The 19,455-nt window shown below is 65.3% G+C and carries 20 protein-coding genes and 1 pseudogene; 9 read left to right on the forward strand and 12 right to left on the reverse strand.

What is annotated here, in order from left to right:
• The 7 genes and pseudogenes from ACLBYA_RS26895 to ACLBYA_RS26925 all read right to left on the reverse strand — a co-directional run.
• A pseudogene (locus tag ACLBYA_RS26895) lies at positions 1 to 249 on the reverse strand (HNH endonuclease); the annotation flags it as partial.
• Positions 250 to 495: 246 nt separating this feature from the next.
• On the reverse strand, positions 496 to 909 hold the full coding sequence (locus tag ACLBYA_RS26900; RefSeq protein ID WP_447712527.1) for a VOC family protein: 414 nt from the start codon (positions 907 to 909) through the stop codon (positions 496 to 498).
• A gap of 70 nt (positions 910 to 979) precedes the next feature.
• A complete protein-coding gene (locus tag ACLBYA_RS26905; RefSeq protein ID WP_447712528.1) occupies positions 980 to 1,564 on the reverse strand; it encodes a class I SAM-dependent methyltransferase in 585 nt (194 codons plus the stop codon).
• A 76-nt stretch (positions 1,565 to 1,640) separates the two neighbouring features.
• Positions 1,641 to 2,387: a helix-turn-helix domain-containing protein gene (locus tag ACLBYA_RS26910; RefSeq protein WP_447712529.1), complete on the reverse strand. Its 747-nt coding sequence runs from the start codon at positions 2,385 to 2,387 to the stop codon at positions 1,641 to 1,643.
• 32 nt (positions 2,388 to 2,419) lie between these two features.
• The gene (locus ACLBYA_RS26915) at positions 2,420 to 3,730 is read right to left on the reverse strand and encodes an alkaline phosphatase (protein WP_447712530.1); all 1,311 of its coding nucleotides are present in this window, start codon (positions 3,728 to 3,730) and stop codon (positions 2,420 to 2,422) included.
• A gap of 82 nt (positions 3,731 to 3,812) precedes the next feature.
• Positions 3,813 to 4,238: a tautomerase family protein gene (locus ACLBYA_RS26920; protein ID WP_447712531.1), complete on the reverse strand. Its 426-nt coding sequence runs from the start codon at positions 4,236 to 4,238 to the stop codon at positions 3,813 to 3,815.
• A 28-nt stretch (positions 4,239 to 4,266) separates the two neighbouring features.
• Positions 4,267 to 4,968: an SDR family oxidoreductase gene (locus ACLBYA_RS26925; RefSeq protein WP_447712532.1), complete on the reverse strand. Its 702-nt coding sequence runs from the start codon at positions 4,966 to 4,968 to the stop codon at positions 4,267 to 4,269.
• A 95-nt stretch (positions 4,969 to 5,063) separates the two neighbouring features.
• Between ACLBYA_RS26925 and ACLBYA_RS26930 the strand changes: the two genes are divergently transcribed.
• Both ACLBYA_RS26930 and ACLBYA_RS26935 read left to right on the forward strand, forming a co-directional pair.
• Positions 5,064 to 5,540 carry a winged helix-turn-helix transcriptional regulator gene (locus ACLBYA_RS26930; RefSeq protein WP_447712639.1) on the forward strand — a complete coding sequence of 159 codons (477 nt, stop codon included), beginning with the start codon at positions 5,064 to 5,066 and terminating at the stop codon, positions 5,538 to 5,540.
• Between the two features lie 153 nt (positions 5,541 to 5,693).
• Positions 5,694 to 7,127: a hypothetical protein gene (locus ACLBYA_RS26935; RefSeq protein WP_447712533.1), complete on the forward strand. Its 1,434-nt coding sequence runs from the start codon at positions 5,694 to 5,696 to the stop codon at positions 7,125 to 7,127.
• Here the strand turns inward: ACLBYA_RS26935 and ACLBYA_RS26940 are convergent, their stop codons facing one another.
• The 5 genes from ACLBYA_RS26940 to ACLBYA_RS26960 form a co-directional block, all read right to left on the reverse strand.
• Positions 7,128 to 8,006 (reverse strand): universal stress protein, encoded by an 879-nt coding sequence (locus ACLBYA_RS26940; protein ID WP_447712534.1) that lies wholly within the window; start codon positions 8,004 to 8,006, stop codon positions 7,128 to 7,130.
• Positions 8,007 to 8,087: 81 nt separating this feature from the next.
• On the reverse strand, positions 8,088 to 9,812 hold the full coding sequence (locus ACLBYA_RS26945; RefSeq protein WP_447712535.1) for a GAF domain-containing protein: 1,725 nt from the start codon (positions 9,810 to 9,812) through the stop codon (positions 8,088 to 8,090).
• 4 nt (positions 9,813 to 9,816) lie between these two features.
• Positions 9,817 to 10,071: a hypothetical protein gene (locus ACLBYA_RS26950; RefSeq protein WP_447712536.1), complete on the reverse strand. Its 255-nt coding sequence runs from the start codon at positions 10,069 to 10,071 to the stop codon at positions 9,817 to 9,819.
• 22 nt (positions 10,072 to 10,093) lie between these two features.
• The gene (locus ACLBYA_RS26955; RefSeq protein ID WP_447712537.1) at positions 10,094 to 10,432 is read right to left on the reverse strand and encodes a hypothetical protein; all 339 of its coding nucleotides are present in this window, start codon (positions 10,430 to 10,432) and stop codon (positions 10,094 to 10,096) included.
• 357 nt (positions 10,433 to 10,789) lie between these two features.
• Complete coding sequence (locus ACLBYA_RS26960) at positions 10,790 to 11,431, reverse strand: helix-turn-helix domain-containing protein (RefSeq protein WP_447712538.1); 642 nt, start codon at positions 11,429 to 11,431, stop codon at positions 10,790 to 10,792.
• A 45-nt stretch (positions 11,432 to 11,476) separates the two neighbouring features.
• Between ACLBYA_RS26960 and ACLBYA_RS26965 the strand changes: the two genes are divergently transcribed.
• The 7 genes from ACLBYA_RS26965 to ACLBYA_RS26995 all read left to right on the forward strand — a co-directional run bounded on the left by ACLBYA_RS26965 (position 11,477) and on the right by ACLBYA_RS26995 (position 19,447).
• Positions 11,477 to 13,273, forward strand: coding sequence for an ABC transporter ATP-binding protein (locus ACLBYA_RS26965; RefSeq protein WP_447712539.1), 1,797 nt, complete (start codon positions 11,477 to 11,479; stop codon positions 13,271 to 13,273).
• On the forward strand, positions 13,270 to 15,009 hold the full coding sequence (locus ACLBYA_RS26970; protein WP_447712540.1) for an ABC transporter ATP-binding protein: 1,740 nt from the start codon (positions 13,270 to 13,272) through the stop codon (positions 15,007 to 15,009). The genes ACLBYA_RS26965 and ACLBYA_RS26970 overlap by 4 nt, the downstream gene beginning before the upstream one ends.
• 88 nt (positions 15,010 to 15,097) lie before the next feature.
• The gene (locus tag ACLBYA_RS26975) at positions 15,098 to 16,195 is read left to right on the forward strand and encodes an NAD(P)H-dependent amine dehydrogenase family protein (protein WP_447712541.1); all 1,098 of its coding nucleotides are present in this window, start codon (positions 15,098 to 15,100) and stop codon (positions 16,193 to 16,195) included.
• Positions 16,196 to 16,360: 165 nt separating this feature from the next.
• Positions 16,361 to 17,635 (forward strand): cytochrome P450, encoded by a 1,275-nt coding sequence (locus ACLBYA_RS26980; protein ID WP_447712542.1) that lies wholly within the window; start codon positions 16,361 to 16,363, stop codon positions 17,633 to 17,635.
• On the forward strand, positions 17,632 to 18,510 hold the full coding sequence (locus ACLBYA_RS26985) for a mycofactocin-coupled SDR family oxidoreductase (protein WP_447712543.1): 879 nt from the start codon (positions 17,632 to 17,634) through the stop codon (positions 18,508 to 18,510). Before ACLBYA_RS26980 ends, ACLBYA_RS26985 begins: the two co-directional genes overlap by 4 nt.
• An 8-nt stretch (positions 18,511 to 18,518) precedes the next feature.
• Positions 18,519 to 18,662 carry a hypothetical protein gene (locus ACLBYA_RS26990; RefSeq protein WP_447712544.1) on the forward strand — a complete coding sequence of 48 codons (144 nt, stop codon included), beginning with the start codon at positions 18,519 to 18,521 and terminating at the stop codon, positions 18,660 to 18,662.
• A complete protein-coding gene (locus ACLBYA_RS26995) occupies positions 18,659 to 19,447 on the forward strand; it encodes a spirocyclase AveC family protein (RefSeq protein WP_447712545.1) in 789 nt (262 codons plus the stop codon). Before ACLBYA_RS26990 ends, ACLBYA_RS26995 begins: the two co-directional genes overlap by 4 nt.
• Positions 19,448 to 19,455 lie beyond the last annotated feature (8 nt).

Genomic DNA, 19,455 nt, shown 5'->3' on the forward strand with positions numbered 1-19,455 from the left:
TTTCAAACGCTTACGGGCCGGCACCCCCAACCGCTCGGCCGCGGCCACTGCGGACGCGATCACGAAGTCGAACAGATTGCGTCCGGTCACCGCAGCCACCAACACCGACAACAGCGCGGGCTCATCCACTATCCGTGGACAGTCGAGCAGGTGGAACAACGTCCGCCCGACATCCGCATCCGGTACCGCAGACGGCGTGAGATCGTCGATCAACGCATTCAGAAAAGACTCCAGACAAGCGGCGTCCATCGCGGGACCCACCTTCCCCACCAGGCCATCACAGCCCGTTCCAGCCAGCACGACCCAACCGCCCCGAAGGGAACGGTCCTTGTCGACGACGATGTCGCCGGCGCGTGCTCACCGAACCGGGAGCAACAGCAATTCGAACTTGTGTTCGACACTACGCCGAAAAGTGCTCCTTCGCCAGGAATCTGTCAATAAGATTTCAGACAGATTCCGATCGCAGCGAACACAGCAGGGTCCTCGTGGTGTTCGTCAAGCCGTGGGTGGCGTGGAGTTGTCACCGTGGTACTGGACGATGCAGAACTCATTGCCCTCTGGATCGTGCATGACCATCACGACTCCTTCGTCGTAGTCGTGACGAATCCCGGACCATCGGCCGCCCAGGCTGTCTACCTGCCGGCGGCCGGCATCGATGTCGTCGACCTGGATGTCGAGGTGGATTCGAGTTTTTCCGGCCTTGGGTTCGGGAACGCGCTGAAAGGTCAACCGTGGCTGATCCTCGCCGCGGGAACCTACCGTGGCCCATCCGCTGTCGTCGCCGTGTTCGTAGGTCTCGGCGGTATCGAGCATCGCGCTCCAGAACGCTGCCAGACGCGCAGGATCAGCGCAGTCGATCGTGATGCCAACCAGCCGATTTGTCATGGGCTTCAGCATCGCCCAGGCCAACCGAAAACCGATGTATTTACACCGCTGTGGTGTTGCAGTGATACACCTCGCCGATCCGGATCCGAGAGTTCTACGAATCCTGCCTACGTCGCACCTCGAACCGCAGAATGTGGCCGAACAAACCAGCTTCGACCCGCGGCGACAGTCCCGCCTGCCGGCAACCGTCGGCGAACTCCTCGCGATCGAACAGCCGGAACGGTGAGCGGTCCACGACGTGCGCCGCCGTCGCCAGGGGCGTGCGGGCCAGGTCGTAGCCGACGAACACCCCGCCGGGGCGCAGCACCCTAGCAACCTCCCGCAGAGCGGCCTCCCAATCGATCACGTGATGCAGCATCAGGCAACTGACCACCGAATCGAAGCTCGCGTCGACGAACGGAAGTGCCGTGGCGTCCGCAGTGCCCACGGTGACACCGGGGCTACCAGCCAGTCGGCGGGTAGCCGCGGTGACCATCACCGGATCCAGATCGGTTGCGGTGAGTGCGATCCCGGGCTGTCGACCAACGAGACTGAGCGCGACATCGCCCGCCCCTGACCCGATCTCCAGTACCTGCCGGCCCAACCGTTCGGCGGGCAGGCTGCGGATCACCGCGCCCGCGCTGGTCCGCCACAACGCTCCACAGCAGAATGCCCGCTCCACCTTCGACATCACCGGCATCGGTCGACTCCCTTCGATCGTGTCGCCGATATCCAGCCTGGCCGCCACGAACCCGCGATGCTTGAACGAATCCGTCCTATTTCTGCAGGGCCCTCAGCAGATCGCGCGGCACGGCGCCGGTGAGTTCCCGGCAGACACGCGTGGCGTGTGCACCGTCGGCGAATCCGGCGCGATGCGCCGCATCGGTCACCGAGGCGCCGTGAGTGACATGGTCGAACGCGGTCAGCAGACGAATCCACCTGGCGGTGAGCGCATATGACGCCCCGGTCTGCCGCGCGAACAACCGACCCAGGTAATCGGGCGACAGGGCCACCTCACGCGCCAGCGATGCCAGGTCAACCGGCTGCGGAATGCGGGAGTACAGCAGCTCGACGGCCTGTAGCAGTTGAGGGTGCAGCGCCGGATCCAGAACACCGACCCGGCGAACCAACTCATCGAGCACCCGGTCGACGACCGCCTCGATGCCCTCGGCAGCAAGGCTTTCCCGACACCAAACGGTGAATTCCGGTGCGATGTCGACAGACCAGACGCCGTCGGTACCACCGTGGTGGCGGCACGACTCGTTCAGTTGCGCACCCACCACATCATCCGGGCGGAGATATACGGCCAAGGTAGGTGTGGCACCGGTATGCAGCGCGTGTTCGACGCCGCTCGCTGTCACCAGCAGCGGCCCGCTGCGCACCGCACCACTGGCGGTGTGCACATGCCCGCCGTCTCCCAATCGGACACTGATCTGCACCGCGGGATGCTGATGCGCGTTGACGTCACGGAACGTGCCGACCAGGGCCAATCTGCCGTGTGCCGTGCTCCACGCGCCTTCCATCCGGATGATGTTAGGCGCGCGGAGCGCAACTGTCAGTTGCCGAAAAGCTCGGTCACCACGTCGTAGACATGTGTGTTGTGGTGGACACCGGTGAAGCGTTCGGCCAGCGGCCCGGCCGCAGTCACCGGCACCATCGTCCCGGTGTGTTCCGGCGTGGTCCAATCCACCTTGAACTGGCGATCGGTGCCCTTGATCGTGAACGGCCCGCTGCGCTTGGGCACACCACCACCGGGAAGCGGCATGTTCTCCGGGGTTTCGGCCCAGTAGGGGACCGGATCGTCGGCGACCTGATCGCTGTTCGGTTCCGGCTCGTCATCGTCAAGCACGTTCTCGATCGCCATACCACCGGTCTCGTGGTCGGCAGTGACGATCAGCAGAACATCAGGGTGTTCCTTCTGGTACTCGGTGATCACCTGCACCATGGCATTGATGGACTCGCCGGCGAGCATCATGTTCTGTGCATCGTGCTCGTGACCGTCGGAGTCCAGATCGTCGCTCTCGATGACCAGGAAGAAGCCCTTGTCGTTGTCGTCGAGGATGTCGAGCGCCTTGGCCACCAGTTTCTCCGGTGCCACGTAATGCGGATCCGATTCGTACTCGTAGTCTTCGATCTCGGTCGACCGGCGCTTGGCGCTGTCTTGCACCAGCGCAAGCGCTTTCGGACCGGCGAGTGCATCCAAGGTGTCGCGGTCGTAGGCGTAGTTGTAGCCCAGTTCCTCGGCGCGCTGCACGAGGTTGGAGGTGCCCTCGCTGACGTCATCCTCGCCTTCGTCGGGAATCTTGCCGGCGTCTCCCTCGGGGTACCAGTACTTTTCGCCACCACCGAACAGCACATCGACCCCACGGTCCAGATATCCTTCGGCGATATCGACCTTCAGATCCCGGTCGGGCACCGGCGCGCCGAACGCGGCCAGGGTCGCGTTGGTGACATCGTGGTCGTTGACCAGACCTGTTGACATCCCACGCTGTTGGGCGATCTCCAGCAGCGTCGGTATCGGCTGCCCGTCGGGACCCAGTCCGGTGGTGCCGTTGGGTACCTTCTGCCCGATGGCCCACGCGGTGGCACCGGCCGCCGAGTCGCTGACGGCGTACTCCGGATCCCCCGGAATGGTGTCGAGCAGACCGGCATATGGCAAAGCGTCCATCGGCTGCCGCTCGTCGAGGCCGTACCAGTAGTACTGGATCGCGGTGCGTTGCTGCGAACCCATCCCGTCGCCACTGAGGATGATGACGCTCGGATTCTCGGGCAGCGAATCGGTGGTGGAGTCACCGCAGCCGCTCAGGACAACGGTCCCGACGGCGAACAGCGACAACAAGGGAACGACGCGCACGGTGGCTGGCATGGGAGGACCCTGACAGCGATTGACTGCCACCCGCCGTCCGCCGCATGAATATCGGGCGAACAGTGCACGGCCGCAGGGTCGCTCAGTACGCGGCGGCGGTGTTGGTCCTGGCCCACTCGCGCTCGGCGTCCGATGCCGCGGGCGGCGGGATCAGGCCGTTGATCATCCATAGTTCCTCACTCGTCTCGTCGACGTGGAACTCCCAGTGCACGCCCGGGTGCCTGGCCAGGAACGGCTCGAGGATCGCCTTGATCCAGTTCGTGGTACGCCGGCGACCCTCGCTGTCGGTGCTGCGGCGGGCGATGTGCTCGATCACCACCCGCACTCCGACCTCCGTGGGTTCGCCACCGACATAGAGGTTTTCGGGCAGAGTCTCGTTGAAGACGGCCACCACGTAGAAGCGTGGCAAGCCGACCTTCTCGTAGTGATCGGTGATCCGGCCGGCGAGGTCGCGTTTCTCGTCCTCGGTGAAGATTCCAGGTGTGTGATGAATGGTCCACAGCGGCATGACGGACTCCTTTACGAATCGGGTGCGCTCAGTGCGCCTGGTCGAACGTCAGGTCCTCGACAGGGCCGGAAAGCCTGGCCTTCACGGCGACGGTCACGTCGTCGACGAGTACCTCGTTGGCACCGGTCTCCAGCGCGTCCAGCACGGTTTTGGCGACCGTCTGCGGCGAGGTTTTCGGCAGCGGAACGTCGGCGACCATCTCGGTATCGATGAATCCGACATGCACCCCGAGTACCTGCGTCTGCTGCTCGCGCAACTCGACGCGCAGTGAGTTGGTCACTGACCAGATCGCGGCCTTCGAGGCCCCGTAGGCGCCGGCACCGGCCAACCAGGACAGCACCGAATGGACGTTGACGATCGCGCCGCCGCCATTGCTCGCCAGAGCAGGAGCCAACGTGCGGATGACGCGCAGCGGCCCGAACACGTTGATGTCGAACGTGGTGGCGATATCGTCGAAATCGCCGGTCAGCAGCGAACCCGGGAGCAGGATGCCGGCGTTGTTGATGACGATGTCGACATCGGGGGCCGCCGCCGCCAGCGCCGCCACCGACGTGTCATCGCGCACCTCCAGCGGTAGCACGACCACACCGGGTCTGGTGTCCGAGTACTGCTCGCGCGCCGTCGAGTAGACCTTGGCCGCCCCGCGGGCGAGCACCTCGTCGACCAGGGCCGAGCCCAGACCTCGCCTTCCGCCGGTCACCAGTACGACCTTGCCGCTGACTGCAACCATTTCCGCCTCCACTTTCTGGGTAACTGCTTCGTTATTCAGATAGTAGGCCGACCCTCCTGAGTAATACAAGCGTTAGTTACACTGAACACATGGCCATGACATTCGAGCGCCGCTTGCAGGACCGCAGCCGCTGGACGATCAGTGACAACTGCTCGGTCGCGAAGGTGCTCGATCTGCTGAGCACCAAGACGGTCTTCCTGGTGGTTCGGGAGTGTTTCTACGGGACCACCAGGTTCGAGGATTTTGTCGAGCGCATCGGCGCCTCGGCGCCGGCGGTTTCACGTGCACTCAAACAGCTGGAGGCCGCCGGCGTGGTCTATCGCGTCCCGTATCAGGAGCCGGGCAAGCGTGTCCGCGACGAGTACCACCTCACTCCGGCGGGGGAGGACCTGTTGCCGGTGTTCCTGTCGCTGATGCAGTGGGGTGACACCCACTTGCAGAACGGTGCGCCGCCGCTGTCTTTCCGGGATGCGAACGGCCGTCGACTCGGTGTACGCGTCACCGCCGACACCGCCGAGCCCGACGTGCACGCCGACGATATCGAGATCCGCTACACCGGCGGGCGTGGATAAACTGCGGGGGTGAACGCTCCAGCGCGCGGCCCCTTCTCGGTTTTCGCGACGCTGTACACCATCGCGATGACGCTCGAGCTTGCCGAGAAGTGGCAAACCCCTTGGTTCACGGGCGCTTTCGTGATCGGTGCGGGGGCGGCCATCTTAACCGGTGTGACCAGGATCAAGTTCCTGATCCTGCTGACAGCCGCCACCGGATACCTCGCGTTCTACCAGTTCCCCGAGGTGGCCAATCACGCCAACCTGATGCTGCTGTTGAACGTCGCGATGATCGGCGTGCTGACGGTGTCGGTGTTCCGCCGCCGGAGTACACCGGATGACGACTATGCCGCGATCGCACCGATCCTGCGGATCAGTCTCATCCTGATCTACGCCCTGGCCGGGTTCCACAAGCTGAACTCCGACTATCTCAACGTCGTATCCTCCTGCGCCGTCGGAATTTTCACGTCAGCCATCCGGGCTTTGCAGACGAGTGTCCTGGGTGTTCCGCTGATGGCGCCGTTGGCCTTGGTCATGGCGCTCCTCGGCTACCGACTGATCCGACTCGGGCGTTTCGGCCGACCCGATCAGCGGACATTCACCGCGGTGATGATCGGCCTCGGAACAGTCGGGCTGACGGTGGCAGCCGTCGTGCTGCTGTACGAACACCTGGGCGCGCTGGTCACCACGATCGGCTTGATCGCCGCGGTGGCGGTGCTCTGCTGGGAGCTCATCGGGGGGTTGCTGCTCACGGTGCCGCGCCTGCAGGCAGCGATCGTCGCATTTTCATTGACCATGCACGCCACGCTGGCCTTGATCGGTTTCGTCGATTTCGGTGCACTGGCGGCGGCCCTGCTGTTCGCCTTCCTGCCCGATGGTTACCGGCAACTGCTCATCGACGGAGCCATCACCCTGCGTCGCCGCGCCGCGCCGCGGGTTCTGGTGTATGTCGGGATAGCCACCACGGTGGCGCTGCTGTCGGGTGTGCACGCACATATCCGAGGCATCCCGGACTGGACGCTGTGGTCCGGACTGATGTTCGACGCCGCCGTGCTGATCGTCATCTGGCCGATCCTGGTCGCCGTGTTCACGGCCACTGGCCGCCCGGCCTGGCCCGGGGTACCGATCCTGGACAAGCGCACGCCCGTCGCGCTGTACCTGGTTCCGATCCTGTTGGTGTTCATCGGGATGACGCCCTATCTCGGCCTGCGCACCGCGGGCAACTTCTCCATGTTCAGCAACCTGAAAACCGAGGGGGAGCGGTCCAATCACCTGCTGCTGGGCAGCAATCCGCTCAAGATCTGGGGGTACCAGGAGGACGTCGTGTGGATCATCGACATCGATGACCGCTTCGGCAGGGTGATCCACCACTATGACGGCGGCCCACGCGGATTCGCGTTACCTGTCGTGGAATTCCGCAAGTGGATCCATGACTGGACCGAGGCTGGTTACCGGGTGCCACTCACCTATGGGTACAACGGTATTCGATACACGACCGACGATATCGTCAGCGACCCGAACTGGAGCACCGAATCCCGGACCCCGGAGATGGTGCTGCTCGACTTCCGGGTCATCCAGCCCGGGTCGCCCAACTACTGCCGCTGGTGATCAGTCCTTGCGGACCACGATCACCGGCGCGTGCGACACCTGCGCCACCGTCGACGCCACCGACCCGAGCACCAGTCCGGCGAATCCGCCGCGGCCACGGCTGCCGACGATCACCAACTGCGCCTTGCGCGATTCCTCTTCCAACCAGTGTGCGGGACGATCACGCACCAACCGTGCCTCGACGTTGACATCGGGGAATTGCTGCCGCCATTGCGCCAACCGCTCGGCGAGCGCTTCGCGTGCCTGGTCCTCGTAGATCGTCCAGTCCATGGTGTACATGGGCAGCAGCCCGAGGTCACTCCAGGCGTGCACCGCCACCAGGTCTGCACCGCGCAACGCGGCCTCCTCGAAGGCCAGCCGGGTGGCGGCATCCGATGAGGCGGAGCCATCGACCCCGAGCACGATCGGCGCGGTGCTGTCGGCGATATCGCCGGGATGCACGATCACGACCGGGCAGCGCGCATGGTGCAGCAGCCCCGCCGCCACCGACCCGAGCGGCAGCCGACTGTGTCCGCCGGTGCCGCGGTTGCCCACCACCAGCATGGTCGCGTGGTGCGATGCCTCGGCCAGTGTGCCCACCACCGGCGACGGGCGCAATTCCGTACGCACGCCTGGGGTGTGCGGGCCGCCGACCGTCGCCTCGAAGATCTGCTGGGCCTGAGCAAGCACCGTGCGTGACGAGTCCTCTTGCACTTCGGCGATATTCGGTTCGGCCGCCGGGACCGCCCACGTCGTGATGAGCGGTGCGGTGACGTGCAGCAGGGTCACCGGGGCCGTCCGACGTACCGCCTCGCGGGCGGCCCAGGCGATGGCGACCTCCGAACCGGGTGATCCGTCGACGGCAACCAGGATTCCGAGGTTGTCTGCGGGGCTGGACATGGTGGCGTTCCTCCTTGATCGACCACTCACCACCGTAGTCAATCGTGTGCGCCGGAGGCAGGGCCTTAAGTCCCGCAACCGCTACGGCAACGGCGCCGACCAGTGCAGCATGGTCCCGCCGGTCGGGCCGGCACCGACCGTGAGCGTGCCGGCCGACTCGTCGGCCCGCCGGCGCAGGTTGGCCAGCCCGCTCTCGGTGATATTGGCCGCGACACCGCAGCCGTTGTCGGTGACCGTCACGCTCAGATCGTCGTCCACACGCACCAACACCGCCAATTCCGTTGCCCCGGAATGTCGCACCGCATTGCTCACCGCCTCGCGGACGACCGCCTCGGCGTGGTCGGCCAGACCGGGCTCCACCACCGAGAGCGGGCCGAGGAACTGCACACTGGTCCGCAGTCCGGCGGCCGAGAACTGCTCGATCGCCTCCTGGATCCGTTGCCGCAACCGGGTTGTGCCCGCCGCGCCGCCGTGCAGGTCGAAGATGGCGGTGCGGATCTCTTGGATGACCTCCTGCAGATCGTCCACGGATGTCGACAGCCGTTGCTGCACTTCGTCGGAACGGGCGCGGGCAACCGTCCCCTGCAGTGCCAACCCGATGGCGAAGAGTCGCTGGATGACGTGGTCGTGTAGGTCTCGGGCGATGCGGTCGCGGTCGGCCAGCACGTCGAGCTCGCGCATCTGCCGCTGGGTCATGGCCAGCTGCCAGGCCAGCGCGGCCTGATCGGCAAATGCCGCTGCCATGTCGAGTTGTTCGCCGGTGAACGGCCGCGTCCCGGCCCGCCGCAAGGTCACCAGTACGCCCGCGACCGAACCTGTTGCCCGCAGCGGCACGATCAACGCCGGTCCGGCATCGTCGAGGACCCCGGCGGCCACATCGAACACCTCGCGACGCTGCGGGAGTTGTTCATCGAGCGCGCGGCCCAGCGACGTTCCCACAACCTCGAGGACAGGCAGTGAGTCCGCCGCGATGTCGGCGCCGACGACCTCGTGGATCAGCAGCTCGGAACCGGGGCTGTCCGGATCAACCGGTACGCCGATGAATGCGATATCGGCGCCGGTGAGTGTGCGGGCCCGATCCGCGATCTGCCGGAAGACGCCCGCCGGATCGGTACCGGACAGCAGTTCGGTCGCGATGTCACGGGTCGCCTCGATCCAGGACTGACGGTCGCGCGCCTGTTCATACAGCCGGGCGTTGTCGATCGCGATTCCCGCCGCGGCCGCGAGCGCCTGCGCCAGCACCTCATCGTCCTCGCTGAACGGTCCACCGGTCTTCTTCTCGGTGAGGTACAGGTTCCCGAACACCTCGTCGCGGATGCGCACCGGCACACCGAGGAAGGTCCGCATCGGCGGGTGGTTCGGCGGGAAGCCGACCGAGGCGGGGTGATCGGTGATGTTGTCGAGCCTGATCGGCACCGGGTCGTCGAGCAGCGCACCCAGCACACCGCGGCCCTGCGGCAGCGGGCCGATCTGATCCCGGGTGGCTTCGTCGATGCCCTCGTAGACGAACTCGACAAGCTCGTGCCCGTCGCCGTCCTGCCCGCGGACACCGAGGGCGCCGTAACGCGCGTCGATCAGGTCGATCGCGGTGTGCACGATGGTGCGCAGCGTGACATCGAGGTCCAGACCGGAGGTGACCGCCAACATGGCTTCGACCAGCCCGTCGATGCGGTTGCCGCCCTCGACGATCTGCTCGACGCGGTCCTGCACCTCGGTGAGCAGTTCCCGCAGCCGCAGTTGGGAGAGTGTCTCGCGCAGCGGTCGTACGCCGTTGCCGTCACCGGCCGCCACACCACCCTCGGTCACCGTTTCATTGTGTCATCGTGTCGGTGTCGGCCTCAGTGTCGCGCGTCGCGGCGCCGGCCGAGCGTCGACCCGGCTGCAGGAACAGGCCGCCGCCGACAAAGGCCGCGACACCGGTGACAATGAGGAATCCGTCGAAGCTGTCGGTGGCGGCCAGCATCCGGCTCAGGATCGTTGCACCGAGCGCCGAGGTCACCCCGATGGCCGCGGACAGGATGCTCAACACCGTGCTGTAGGGGGTGAGGTCGAAGCGCCTGGCCACCAGGTAGGCGATGACATCACCTTCAGCCGAACCCGGGCAGCGCCAGCGCCACCGCTTGGGCAGGCAAACGGTCGAGGGCGACGCCGCACGCGAACCGGCCGACGATAACGGCCACCGCGAACACCGAGATCAACAGTGACACTTGCCCTCCCGTGTCGGCACCGGTGAGGGAGTCACCGAGGACAACACCGAGCTGCGCGGTGGTGACCGTGTGGTACAGGTTGCACAGGAGGACACCACCGAGCAGGATCCAGGACACCGCGGTGCGCCCGATCTGACGGTAATCGCCGGCGGTGCTGCCCTCACCACGTGCTCGTCGAAGCTCCGGATTCTCCGGTGGCAGCAGCATCAACGCCAGCACGCCGATGACGACGATGGTGACCGCGATGGCCAGACAACCAGCCCGCCACCGTAGACGCGGTTGACGATTTCGAGCGGGGGGCGCCCACCGCGCCGAGCAGAGGAGGCCCGGATATCGCGATCGCCAGCGCGAGTCCGCGGGCGCGGCTGAAGCAGGTGGCCACTCTGCGGCTGTAGATGGCCGGTGTGGTGGCCACACTCACACCGGTGAGGGCGAAATCCGATCGTTGCCACTCGAATTCCGCGAGGAACTGGGGCGCCATCACGGCATTGGTGTAGGCGCTCAGACTCAGACCCGCGCTCAGTCCGGCGGTGGCCACCAAGGGCTGCCAGTTGGACCGCAGCTCACCCAGGTAGCTCATCGATCGTCGCTCGCTGTCCGCATCCGCTGACGGTACTGGCGCTGTTGGCAGGCGCGGGAGCAATAGGTGCGCGGTCGGCCACGGTCGGTGCGCGGTACCGGCGATGCGCAGACCACGCAGCAGGGCCCGGCGACTGTGATTTCGTCACCATAGGAGGTATTTTCATCACGCCTTCGGTGCCTGCCGGGAGACAGGCTGTGGGCCGCTGCCACCAGCGCGCCCGGTGCCGACGACCGCCGCGGGGTATGCGTCGACAGTTCGTTGTCCAGATAGGGGCAATTGGTGACGATGTCCGCGTCTGGGCACTGGACCAGATGCAAAAGGTAATCGTGGGCAGCCTGGAGTTGCCCGATCCTGGTTTCCAGCGCCGTCACGTGTCGTTGCACCACGTCCTGCCAATCACGCTCGCCAGTACCGGATGTGACCATGGCAGCCTTTTCCAGAGGCATCGCGCCGGTGACGCAGCACAGATAGGCCAGTCCGATGCGGCGCAGATCGGTTTCAGCGTAGACCCGACGCCCGTTGACGCGCGGCGGCTCGGGCAGCACCCCCTGCGCCTCCCACCAGCGCAGCGTCGAGGGGGCTAGTCCGAACAGCGCCGCGGCCTGACCGGTCGAAACTCCACAATGAACGCTCATTCGATCATTTGACATCAAGTGTACTTGAAGATCCAGAGTCAGAGTATGACTGCGACGACAACGGAAGACGCCTCGGCCACGGCGCCTCCGAGTACCGACCCCGTGCCGACATTGGCCGGTGCCGGCCCACTGGGCCGTTTGCTTACCCCGGTGCGGCCACACCTGATCGGCTGCGGTGTGCTGTCAGCGCTGTCGGCCGCGGCCGGCCTGGTTCCCTACATCGCAGTGGCGGAGGCGGCCCGCATCATGCTGAGGGACGACAGCATTGCGGCCGCGGTGTGGATGTGGGTGGCCATCGGCGCCGCCGGGGCCGCGCTGTGGCTGGTGTTGCTGGTGCAGTCCTCCCGGCTCGGACATTACGCGGACGCGGCCATCCTGCACGACCTGCGGGTGCGCATCGTGCGACGAATCGGCACGCTGCCGCTGGGCTGGATCCGAGCGGCCGGTTCGGGCCGCATAAAACGGGCAATGACCGGCGACCTGGAAGAGATGCACGAGGTGATCGCGCATGCGCTGGGTCAGCTGACCGGCGCCGTGACCGTCTCCGTGGTGGCTTTCGGCTACCTGGTCGCGGTGGATCCGCTGCTGACGCTCATCGTGCTGGCAGTACTGGCAGCAATGGCCGTGTGCTATCGGATCTCGATGCGTTCCATGACAATTCACATGAACCGATTGATCGCCGCCGAAGTCCGTATCAGCACCGCGAGCATCGAGTACGCAGACGGTATCCAGGTGGTCAAAACATTTGGCACCGCGGGAGGAGTGCTGGACCGGTTCGATGCGGCGGTCGACGAGTATACGCGTACGTTTACCGACTGGGTGGCCGAGGTCCGCTACAGCTCGGCCGCGACGCGGTTGTTCGGATCGGAGATGACCGTGGCCGTTGCCGTCACTGCCGCCGGTATCACCATGCTGGGATCCGATGGCCTGACGGTGGCCGATCTGGTGGCCTTTCTTGTGGTGGCCGTCGGCCTGCCGACCTCGATTCTGCCCGCGGTCTCCGCAGCACAGGGCGTGCGCAAGGGCCGGATGGGCGCTGCTCATATCGAAGATCTGCTGGCGCAACCGGCGTTCGCAGAGCCGAGCCGTCCGCTACTGCCCAGCGACCACTCCGTGACGTTCGACGGCGTGTCGTTCTCCTATGACGGGTTGACCGACGTGCTGACCGATGTCAGCGCACACTTCCCGTCCGGTGGTATCACCGCGATCGTCGGGCCGTCCGGCGCCGGCAAGTCGACATTGGCGGCACTGCTGCCTCGTTTCCATGAAGTCGGTTCCGGCGCGGTGTGTATCGGCGGTGTCGACGTCCGCAGTATCGCGACAGCAGATCTGCTGGCCATGATGTCGCTGGTGTTCCAGGATGTCGTGCTGCTACGGGACAGCGTGGCGGACAACATCAGGATCGGCAGGCCGGCCGCGACCGACGACGAGGTCCACGCTGCCGCGATGGCTGCCAACGTGCACGACGTGATCATGGCGCTGCCCGATGGGTACGACACCCTTCTCGATTCCTCGGGTGGGGGAGGGCTGTCCGGTGGCGAGCGACAGCGGGTGACGATCGCACGGGCTCTGCTGGCCGCGGCGCCGATCGTGGTCCTCGACGAGGCGACCGCGTCGCTGGATCCCGACGCCGAGGCCGCGGTCCAAGGGGCCCTGGCGCAGCTGGCAGCCGGAAAGACGGTCGTCGTGATCGCGCACCGTCTCAGCACAATTGCGGCCGCCGATCAGATTCTGGTGATGGATCGCGGGCGCATCGTCGATCGGGGAACACACGGTCAACTATTGGGGCGCCGCGGTCTGTATGCGCGAATGTGGGCCGCGCAGGAGGGTATTTCGGAATGATCCGACGGTTGTATCGACTGTGGCCGGACCCGCGGCTGCTGGGCCGACTGTGGCTATTGACGGCTGCCCAGGCCGTTCTCCAAGGCTTGTTGCTGGGACTGCTCGTGCCGCTGTTCGACGCACTGCTGCGCCCGTCTCCGGACTTTCTCGCCGCCAGGCCGTGGTTGCTGCTCGGCGCGGCGGGCGCGGTGGTCTATGCGGTACTCACCGTCGTCGCCACACCGGTGGGCTTTGCCGCGGCCGGTTCGCTGGCCGCCCAACTGCGACACCGACTGATGCGGCATGTCAGCACGCTGCCGCTGGGGTGGTTCACGGCGGTGAACAAGTCGCGGTTGGCCCGGGCCGTGACCGCCGACATCGGCGATGCCGCACACTTGTCGGTCACCATCGGTGGTCCGGCCATCACCGCAACCCTGCTGCCCGCGACCATCACTGTGGTGGTGGCGTTTGTGGACTGGCGGATCGCCTTACTGCTCTTGGCTGTCGGGTTGGTGTCCTACGTGGCACTACAACGAGCGGCCTGGGTCGCGGCCGAGGCCGAGATTGCGCTGGAGACGGCAGCTGCCGCCGTCGCCGGCCGGGCCATCGAACTCGGTCAAGCTCAAGCGGTACTGCGCGCCGCCCGCCTCGGCGACGGAACACCGCGGATGCAGGCCGCCCTCGATGATCACCGCGACACCTACCGCGCCGGGATGGATCGCGCGCGGCGACCGTTCTTCGCCTATACCGCAGTCGTGGCAACGAGTTTCGTGGCCGCGTTGGCACTGACCACACAGTCGGTACTCAGCCACCGGATCGGGGTCGCCGAAGGTGTCGCGCTACTCGTGTTGGCGACACGGTTCCTCCAACCGCTCGGCAACTTGATCGACCTGGTAGGTGCCTTGCGGGCGATGACCAACAAGATCACCCGGATCGAGGAGCTTCTCGGCACTGCCCCATTACCGGCGCCGACGCGTCCGATCTCGAGTATCGACAGTGCCGATGTCGAGTTCGACGGCGTCGGCTTCGGCTACCCCGATTCCGAAGTCTCGGCGCTCCGCGACGTCTCGGTGCGGTTCCCGCAGGGCAGCACCACTGCGCTGATCGGACCGTCGGGCTCGGGGAAGACGACGATGACCCGGCTCATCGCCCGGTTCTTCGACGTCGACGACGGACAGATCCTTGTGGGCGGCAACGATGTTCGCCAGATCGATCCCGCCATACTGATGGCGGAGATCGCCATCGTCTTCCAAGACGTCTATTTGTTCGACGACACCATTGAGAACAACCTGCGACTGGCCGAACCCTCGGCCAGTGCCGGGGAGTTGGCTGCGGTGGCCACCGCCGCGCGGCTGGACGAGATGATCGCCAGGTTGCCTGAAGGCTGGGCGACCCGGGTCGGGGAGGGCGGGGCAAAGCTCTCCGGGGGTGAACGGCAGCGGGTGTCGATAGCGCGTGCGATGCTGAAGCGATCACGCATCGTGCTCGTCGACGAGGCCGCCTCTGCGCTTGATCCGGAGAACGAGAGGGCCGTCAGTGCGGCGATAGCCAATCTGGGCAGGGATCCGCGTCGCACGGTGATCGTGATCGCCCATCGGCCGGCGACCCTGTCGAGCGCCGATCAGGTGGTGTCCCTGGCCGACGGCCGCGTCGTCGAGTGCGGCACGCCCGCTGACATTCTGGCAGCCTCCGGGGCATTCAGCCGACTGATGAACCAATACGAACACGCTCGTCACTGGCAGATCGGCAACGCGTGACCGGAGCGAACTCGATCATTCCACCACCCGAACCGGGGCGCATACTGTAACTCTATCGATAACGATTGGCGCGACGACGGGACGGTACATGCGCACAGTGGTGCAGTTCTCCACCGGCAATGTCGGTCGACATTCACTGCGGGCGCTGATCGGACGCCCCGATCTCGATCTCGTCGGGGTGCACGCCGCCAACCCGGCGAAGGTCGGTCGTGATGCCGCGCGACTGTGCGGATGGGAAACCGATACCGACATCCTCGCCACCGACGACCTCGACGAGCTCATCGCGCTGCGTCCGGACTGCGTGGTGTACACCGCATTGGCCGAGACCCGCCCGATGGAGGCGATCGAGCAGCTGTGCCGATTCCTGTCGGCGGGCATCAACGTCGTCGGGACCTCGCTGGTATGGCTTGTCGCCCCGCACTACGCCGACGACTGGCTGCGCACACCCTTGCTCGATGCCTGCACCGCGGGCGGGTCGTCGCTCTACGTCAATGGCATCGATCCCGGATACTCCGGGGACACGCTCGTGCATGCCGCGGTCAGCCTGGTGACCCGGGTCGACTCGATCCACGTGCAGGAGATCTTCGATTACGGAAGTTACGACGACGCCGAGTACACCGGCGCATCAATGGGTTTCGGCATGACCGCCGACGATGATCCGCCACCGATGCTGCTTCCCGGGGTGATCGAATCGCTGTGGGGCGGACAGGTTCGCAGCCTCGCCGAGCATCTCGGTGTCAACCTCGACGAGGTACGCCAACGGGTCGAGCGGTGGTTCGCCACCGACCCCATCGACTGCACGATGATGCCGATCGAACCCGGCCAGATGGCCGCCGTGCGACTGGCCACCGAGGGCGTGGTGGATGGTCGCGTGGTCATCACCCTCGAACACGTCAATCGCCTGACCGCGGCCGCGGCCCCCGACTGGGAGTTCCCGCCCGACGGCCATACCGGCGTGCACCGCGTGGTGATCGAGGGTGAACCCCGGGTCGAGGTGAACACCCATGTCTCCCATCCACTTTTCGACTCCACCGACGCGGCGTGCATCTCGACTGCGGCCCGGGCCGTCAATGCCATCGACTGGGTGTGCGCAGCGCCGCCGGGGCTCGTGTCGGTCGAGGACATTCCGCCGGCAGTGGTGATGCGCGGGCTCATGTGGGGCGGATCAAGCACTACAAGCACTTAGCCGAGGACGACGGACCGGATATTTGGTCGTAACGCCCTTGATGGTGGCGCAGTTGTCGTCCTATCTTCCTGATTGAATCGGTCGTTGACCATCGCGCGGAACAAGAGTTAGGGTTCTGAAACAAAAGTTAGGTTTCTGTTCAGCACGTTCGATCGGGAGTTGATGGTGACCGAGTACGAGAATGTGGATTTCTTCACCGACCCCGCGCTGATTTCCGACCCTTATCCATACTTCGACCATCTTCGCGCGAAATGCCCGGTCGCCCCGGCGTCACCGTTCAACGTGCTCGCCGTCACCGGTTATGACGAGGCCCTGGCCGTCTACAAGAACCCCGCCTTCTCCTCGTGCAATTCGGTGGCGGGACCATTCGCCGGGCTGCCCTTCGCGCCGGGGGAGTCCGATGACGTCGGCGATCTGATCGAGGCGCACCGCGATCAGGTGCCGATGGCCGACCACATCACCTCGCAGGATCCACCCCTGCACACCCGAACCCGCAGCCTACTGAGCAAGCTCATCACACCGAAGCGCCTCAAGGAGAACGAGGAGTTCATGTGGCGACTGTGCGATCAGCAGCTCGACACGTTCATCGAGCGAGGCAACTGCGAATTCCTCACCGCCTACGCCAAACCCTTCGCACTGCTGGTCATCGCCGATCTGCTCGGTGTGCCCGCCGAGGATCACGAACAGTTCCGGGCGGCCTTCGATCTGGAGGTGGTCGGCGAACTGGGCAAGGACGGTCCGACCTCGACGCACAATCCGCTGGAGTGGCTGAACGAGAAGTTCTGCGCCTACATCGACGATCGCCGACGCACACCGCGCGACGACGTGCTCACCGAACTGGCGCTGGCCAAACACGAGGACGGTTCGACTCCCGCGATCGAGGACGTGATGAACCTGTCAACCTTCCTGTTCGCCGCCGGTACCGAGACGACCACCAAGTTGGTCAGCTCGGCGGTCCGGGTGATCACCGAGAACCCGCAGTTCGAGAAGGAGCTTCGCGAGGACCGCAGCAAGATCCCGGCCTTCCTGGAGGAGACCTTGCGGATGGAGAGTCCGGTCAAGGCACACTTCCGGATGGCGCGCACCACGACCTCCATCGGCGAAGTGGTGGTGCCGGCCGGCACCACGGTGATGGTGCTACCGGGCGCGTGTAATCGCGACGGCCGAAAATTCGACGACCCGAACACCTTCCAGCCGGATCGGCCGAATGTGCGCGAGCAGATCGCGTTCATCAGGGGTGTTCACTCCTGCCCCGGAGCGCCGTTGGCGCGTACCGAGGGCCGTATCTCGCTCAACCGCATCCTCGACCGGATGCAGAACATCACCATCTCCGACGAGCATCACGGCACGCCCGATGACCGGCACTTCAGCTATGAACCGACCTTCATCATGCGCGGACTCAGCGATCTGCACATCACCTTCGAACAGAGGACATCATGACCGGCAAACTTGAAGGCAAGGTCGCGTTCATCACCGGCGCCGGCCGGGGACAGGGCCGCGCCCATGCCATTGCGATGGCGAAGGAAGGTGCCGACATCATCGCCGTCGACATCTGCCGGGATATCCCGTCCAATCCGTACCCGCTGGCGACACCGGACGATCTGGCCGAGACCGAGCGGGCGGTCAAGGGACTCGGCCGGCGGGTACTGGCGCGTATCGCCGATGTCCGCGAACGCCACGAACTGCGTGATGCCGTCGAGGCCGGGGTCGCCGATCTGGGCAAGATCGACATCGTGGTCGCCAATGCCGGAATCCTGCCGATGGCGATGGGCAATCCGGATCCGGTGGGGTTCGTCGACGCCACTGATGTCGACCTGCTCGGCGTGATGAACACGGTGGCAGTCGCCCTGCCACACCTGCCCGACGGCGCGTCGATCATCGTGACCGGATCCACCGCGGGCATGATCCGTGGCACCACCACCAGCCCGGACATGGGCCCCGGTGGCGCAGGTTATGGATTCAGCAAACGGATCGTCATCGAATATGTCAACGAGATCTGTCTGCTGTTGGCGCCCAAAATGATTCGTATCAATGCGATCCATCCGACCAACTGCAACACGCACCTGCTGCAGAACGACGGCATGTACGGGGTGTTCCGGCCCGACCTCAAGGCCGAAGGCAAGCCGGTGGCCCGCGAGGACGCCGAACCGTTGTTCTCACTGTTCCAGGCGATGCCCATCCCGTACATCGAACCCGAGGACATGGCGCACCTCGGGGTGTTCCTGGCCAGCGACGAGAGCCGCTACATCACCGGCCAACACATCCGGGTGGATGCCGGGTCGCTGCTCAAGTGGCCCAATGGACCCGGGGGTTAGCAGAGCCGATGGGCCAATTCATCATGCTCGGTACGCTTTTCGGTCTGATAGCGCTGATCTTCGGATTGGTGATCTCCTTCGATCCGGAAGCGCGAGGGGACCGGCCGGCGACCGACCAGAGCACCGGCACCGGCACCGGGGCCGATCTGTGAGCGGCGCGCTCTCACCGGCGCTGATCACAGGACTGGCCTTCGCCTATGTCGGCGGAATCCTGTTCCTGGCGTTCGGCGTCTACCTGAGCATCCGACGCGGCCGCCTGCATCCACTACTGCTGGTGTCGATCTCGGCGATTTCATTCTCCTGGATCGAGGCACCGTATGACTGGGCAATGTACGCCCAGTTCCCCCCGGAGCTGCCGCGGATGCCGTCGTGGTGGCCGATGAACCTGACCTGGGGCGGCGGCCTGCCGTCGGCCGTACCGATCGGCTATATCGCCTACTTCGTCCTGCCGGGCGTCATCGGCGCGGCGCTGGGGCGGCGGCTCGTAGCGCGATTCGGGTGGCGCAGGCCCCAAACACTATTGGTCGTCGGGTTGCTGGTCGGGTTCTGCTGGGCCCTGTTCTTCAACGCCTTCTTCGGGCCTCGGTTCGGGGTGTTCTACTACGGTTACATCATTCCCGGACTCGGCCTGTTCGAGGGCACCCGATACCAGTACCCGATCTACGATGCGATCGCGATGGGGGTCCAGATGATGGTGTTCACCTATCTGCTCGGCCGGACGGACAGTCAGGGCCGCAATGTGATCGAGTCCTGGTCGGACAAGAGATCGACATCTCTTGTCGGTTCGTCGGTGCTGTCCGTCATCGCGATCATCGTCCTGGGACACGCAACCTATGGGGCAGTGTTCGCGCCGCATCTGGCGACCATGCAGGCCGGCTATGTCACCGAGGGACCCAGCGAGCAACTGTTTCCCGGAATTCCGAACCAGCCACGTTGACAAGGAGG

The organism is Mycobacterium sp. C31M, assembly GCF_053345865.1.